This window comes from Aliidiomarina sedimenti, assembly GCF_003986955.1.
Taxonomy (GTDB): domain Bacteria; phylum Pseudomonadota; class Gammaproteobacteria; order Enterobacterales; family Alteromonadaceae; genus Aliidiomarina; species Aliidiomarina sedimenti.
This window is the reverse complement of the sequence record NZ_PIPN01000008.1, coordinates 1-5,266: the sequence shown is the minus strand read 5'-3', so window position 1 is coordinate 5,266 and position 5,266 is coordinate 1. Positions and strand designations below refer to the sequence as shown.

The following is a 5,266-nucleotide window of genomic DNA, read 5'->3' as shown; positions in this document are numbered from 1 at the left end:
AACGTTCTTTAACAATCTATCAAAGCCAAGCAATCTGTGTGGGCACTTACATTGATTGAGCAACTTAAAAAGCTACTTCGGTAGCAGATCTCAACCACAGGCTTGTCCTGCAGGTAGGGTCAAAATTTGCTCTTGAAATGCTGGTGACCATAAGATTCAAGTAATTAATTACTTCTATTTTAGAAGAACCAACGATTCATTGAGCACTTGCAAAAATCAAAATCTTTAATTGAAGAGTTTGATCATGGCTCAGATTGAACGCTGGCGGCAGGCCTAACACATGCAAGTCGAGCGGTAACATGTCTAGCTTGCTAGATGATGACGAGCGGCGGACGGGTGAGTAATACTTGGGGATCTGCCTGATGGCGGGGGACAACCACTGGAAACGGTGGCTAATACCGCATAATGCCTACGGGCCAAAGTGTGGGACCTTCGGGCCACATGCCATCAGATGAACCCAAGCGAGATTAGCTTGTTGGTGAGGTAACGGCTCACCAAGGCGACGATCTCTAGCTGGTCTGAGAGGATGATCAGCCACACTGGGACTGAGACACGGCCCAGACTCCTACGGGAGGCAGCAGTGGGGAATATTGGACAATGGGCGCAAGCCTGATCCAGCCATGCCGCGTGTGTGAAGAAGGCCTTCGGGTTGTAAAGCACTTTCAGTGGTGAGGAAGGGGTGCTAGTTAATAGCTAGTACCATTGACGTTAGCCACAGAAGAAGCACCGGCTAACTCCGTGCCAGCAGCCGCGGTAATACGGAGGGTGCGAGCGTTAATCGGAATTACTGGGCGTAAAGCGCACGTAGGCGGTTTGTTAAGCAAGATGTGAAAGCCCAGGGCTCAACCTTGGAATTGCATTTTGAACTGGCAAGCTAGAGTTTTGAAGAGGGTGGTAGAATTTCCAGTGTAGCGGTGAAATGCGTAGATATTGGAAGGAATACCAGTGGCGAAGGCGGCCACCTGGTCAAAAACTGACGCTGAGGAGCGAAAGCGTGGGGAGCAAACAGGATTAGATACCCTGGTAGTCCACGCCGTAAACGATGTCAACTAGTTGTTCGTGTCTTAAGACGTGAGTAACGCAGCTAACGCACTAAGTTGACCGCCTGGGGAGTACGGCCGCAAGGTTAAAACTCAAATGAATTGACGGGGGCCCGCACAAGCGGTGGAGCATGTGGTTTAATTCGATGCAACGCGAAGAACCTTACCATCCCTTGACATCCAGAGAATTTTCCAGAGATGGATTAGTGCCTTCGGGAACTCTGAGACAGGTGCTGCATGGCTGTCGTCAGCTCGTGTTGTGAGATGTTGGGTTAAGTCCCGCAACGAGCGCAACCCTTATCCTTAGTTGCCAGCACGTAATGGTGGGAACTCTAGGGAGACTGCCGGTGATAAACCGGAGGAAGGTGGGGACGACGTCAAGTCATCATGGCCCTTACGGGATGGGCTACACACGTGCTACAATGGCGCGCACAAAGGGCAGCAAGCATGCGAATGCAAGCGAATCTCAAAAAGCGCGTCGTAGTCCGGATTGGAGTCTGCAACTCGACTCCATGAAGTCGGAATCGCTAGTAATCGTGGATCAGAATGCCACGGTGAATACGTTCCCGGGCCTTGTACACACCGCCCGTCACACCATGGGAGTGGGCTGCACCAGAAGTAGATAGCTTAACCCTCGGGAGAGCGTTTACCACGGTGTGGTTCATGACTGGGGTGAAGTCGTAACAAGGTAGCCGTAGGGGAACCTGCGGCTGGATCACCTCCTTAACGATAGCTCAAAAGATGTGAGTGCTCACACAGATTGAATTGGCTTTGATAATGGTATGAATACAAATCGCTGACATGCAGTGCATGTCGCGCGTAATTGCGTGTGCGATAGTAAAAGGATACTGGGTCTGTAGCTCAGCTGGTTAGAGCGCACCCCTGATAAGGGTGAGGTCGGTAGTTCAAGTCTACTCAGACCCACCATTTTGTCGCGCTGGACTGCGTTGGTTCCCCCTTATACGTTTTTGGGTTGTATGGTTAAGTGACTAAGCGTACACGGTGGATGCCTAGGCAGTTGGAGGCGATGAAGGACGTACTAACTTGCGATAAGCCATGATAAGCCAGTAAGAGGCATTTGAATCATGGATTTCCGAATGGGGAAACCCACTGAGCTTGCTCAGTATCGTTAACTGAATTCATAGGTTAACGAAGCGAACCCGGAGAACTGAAACATCTAAGTACCCGGAGGAAAAGAAATCAATTGAGATTCCGTTAGTAGCGGCGAGCGAACGCGGATCAGCCCTTAAGCTCATTAAGGTTTAGTGGAAGGCTCTGGAAAGTGCCGCGATACAGGGTGATAGCCCCGTACACGAAGAACCTTAGTAAGTGAAAACGAGTAGGTCGGGACACGTGTTATCTTGACTGAATATGGGGGGACCATCCTCCAAGGCTAAATACTCCCAACTGACCGATAGTGAACCAGTACCGTGAGGGAAAGGCGAAAAGAACCCCTGTGAGGGGAGTGAAATAGAACCTGAAACCGTGTACGTACAAGCAGTAGGAGCACCTTCGTGGTGTGACTGCGTACCTTTTGTATAATGGGTCAGCGACTTACATTTTGTAGCGAGGTTAACCGTATAGGGTAGCCGTAGGGAAACCGAGTCTTAACTGGGCGTCGAGTTGCAAGGTGTAGACCCGAAACCGGGCGATCTATCCATGGGCAGGTTGAAGGTTGAGTAACATCAACTGGAGGACCGAACTCACTAATGTTGAAAAATTAGGAGATGACCTGTGGCTAGGAGTGAAAGGCTAATCAAGCCCGGAGATAGCTGGTTCTCCCCGAAATCTATTTAGGTAGAGCCTCGGATGAATACCACTGGGGGTAGAGCACTGTTTGGGCTAGGGGGTCATCCCGACTTACCAACCCCATGCAAACTCCGAATACCAGTGAGTACTATCCGGGAGACACACGGCGGGTGCTAACGTTCGTCGTGGAGAGGGAAACAACCCAGACCGCCAGCTAAGGTCCCCAAGTCATGGTTAAGTGGGAAACGATGTGGGAAGGCACAGACAGCTAGGAGGTTGGCTTAGAAGCAGCCATCCTTTAAAGAAAGCGTAATAGCTCACTAGTCGAGTCGGCCTGCGCGGAAGATGTAACGGGGCTAAACCATGCACCGAAGCTGCGGATGTATCCGCATCACCAAAGACTATTCGCTTACGTTCACGCAGTGAACGAAAGCGTCCCCTGAAATAGTCAGGGAGCACACTGGTTAATTAGACCACTGAGCGAGTAGGTTTTGGGATGCGGATACGTGGTAGGGGAGCGTTGTGTAAGCCGTTGAAGGTGAATCGAGAGGTTTGCTGGAGGTATCACAAGTGCGAATGCTGACATGAGTAACGATAAGGGGAGTGAAAAACTCCCCCGCCGGAAGACCAAGGGTTCCTATCCCATGCTAATCAGGGTAGGGTAAGTCGGCCCCTAAGGCGAGGCGGAAACGCGTAGTCGATGGGAAACGGGTTAATATTCCCGTACTGCTGCATACTGCGATGGGGTGACGGAGAAGGCTAGGCAAGCGCGGCGTTGGTAGTCCGCGTGAAAGTGAGTAGGTTGGGCGTTTAGGTAAATCCGGATGCCCGTTAAGACTGAGACACGAGACGAGACTCTAAGGAGTCGAAGTTGTTGATGCCATACTTCCAGGAAAACCCTCTAAGCTTCAGGTATGCAGAACCGTACCCGAAACCGACACAGGTGGTCAGGTAGAGAATACTAAGGCGCTTGAGAGAACTCGGGTGAAGGAACTAGGCAAAATAGTACCGTAACTTCGGGAGAAGGTACGCCACTGTTGGTGACGAGCTTCGCGCTCAGAGCTGATAGTGGTCGCAGTGACCAGGTGGCTGGGACTGTTTATTAAAAACACAGCACTCTGCTAAAACGAAAGTTGACGTATAGGGTGTGACACCTGCCCGGTGCCGGAAGGTTAATTGATGGGGTTATCTTCGGAGAAGCTCTTGATCGAAGCCCCGGTAAACGGCGGCCGTAACTATAACGGTCCTAAGGTAGCGAAATTCCTTGTCGGGTAAGTTCCGACCTGCACGAATGGTGTAACCATGGCCACGCTGTCTCCACCCGAGACTCAGTGAAATTGAAATCGCAGTGAAGATGCTGTGTACCCGCGGCTAGACGGAAAGACCCCGTGAACCTTTACTACAGCTTGGCACTGAACATTGAACCTACATGTGTAGGATAGGTGGGAGGCTTTGAAGCATTGGCGCTAGTTGATGTGGAGCCATCCTTGAAATACCACCCTTGTACGTTTGATGTTCTAACGTTGGTCCCTTATCGGGATTGCGGACAGTGCCTGGTGGGTAGTTTGACTGGGGCGGTCTCCTCCCAAAGAGTAACGGAGGAGCACGAAGGTTGGCTAAGTACGGTCGGACATCGTACGGTTAGTGCAATGGCATAAGCCAGCTTAACTGCGAGACAGACACGTCGAGCAGGTGCGAAAGCAGGTCATAGTGATCCGGTGGTTCTGAATGGAAGGGCCATCGCTCAACGGATAAAAGGTACTCCGGGGATAACAGGCTGATACCGCCCAAGAGTTCATATCGACGGCGGTGTTTGGCACCTCGATGTCGGCTCATCACATCCTGGGGCTGAAGTCGGTCCCAAGGGTATGGCTGTTCGCCATTTAAAGTGGTACGCGAGCTGGGTTTAGAACGTCGTGAGACAGTTCGGTCCCTATCTGCCGTGGGCGTTTGAGAATTGAAAGGGGTTGCTCCTAGTACGAGAGGACCGGAGTGAACGAACCGCTGGTGTTCGGGTTGTCATGCCAATGGCACTGCCCGGTAGCTACGTTCGGAATCGATAACCGCTGAAAGCATCTAAGCGGGAAGCGAGCCTTGAGATGAGTTCTCACTGGAGTGTAATCTCCCTAAAGGGTTGTTGAAGACTACGACGTTGATAGGCAGGGTGTGGAAGCGCAGTAATGTGTTGAGCTAACCTGTACTAATTGCCCGTGAGGCTTAACCATACAACACCAAAGACGTATGACTCTGCACGAGTGCGTGTTGAGGGTATTACTGACAGAGATTTTTTAACGCAGCGTCTATCGAGACGATGACGTTGATGTTGCAGCAGCTTGTTGAAGTTGAACCAAATTTGTCTGGCGGCCATAGCGACGTGGAACCACCTGAATCCATTCCGAACTCAGTAGTGAAACATGTCAGCGCCGATGGTAGTGTGGGGCCTCCCCATGTGAGAGTAGGACACCGCCAGGCATCCA

1 tRNA gene and 3 rRNA genes are annotated in these 5,266 nt (G+C 51.3%); all 4 read left to right on the top strand.

What is annotated here, in order from left to right:
* Positions 1-226: 226 nt before the first annotated feature.
* The 4 genes from CWE12_RS13555 to rrf all read left to right on the top strand — a co-directional run bounded on the left by CWE12_RS13555 (position 227) and on the right by rrf (position 5,261).
* A 16S ribosomal RNA gene (locus CWE12_RS13555) occupies positions 227-1,766 on the top strand.
* Between the two features lie 124 nt (positions 1,767-1,890).
* Positions 1,891-1,967, top strand: a tRNA-Ile gene (locus tag CWE12_RS13550).
* Positions 1,968-2,019: 52 nt separating this feature from the next.
* Positions 2,020-5,014 (top strand): 23S ribosomal RNA (locus tag CWE12_RS13545).
* Positions 5,015-5,145: 131 nt separating this feature from the next.
* Positions 5,146-5,261, top strand: a 5S ribosomal RNA gene (rrf, locus tag CWE12_RS13540).
* The 16S, 23S and 5S rRNA genes sit together here with 1 tRNA gene alongside, the layout of an rRNA operon.
* Positions 5,262-5,266 lie beyond the last annotated feature (5 nt).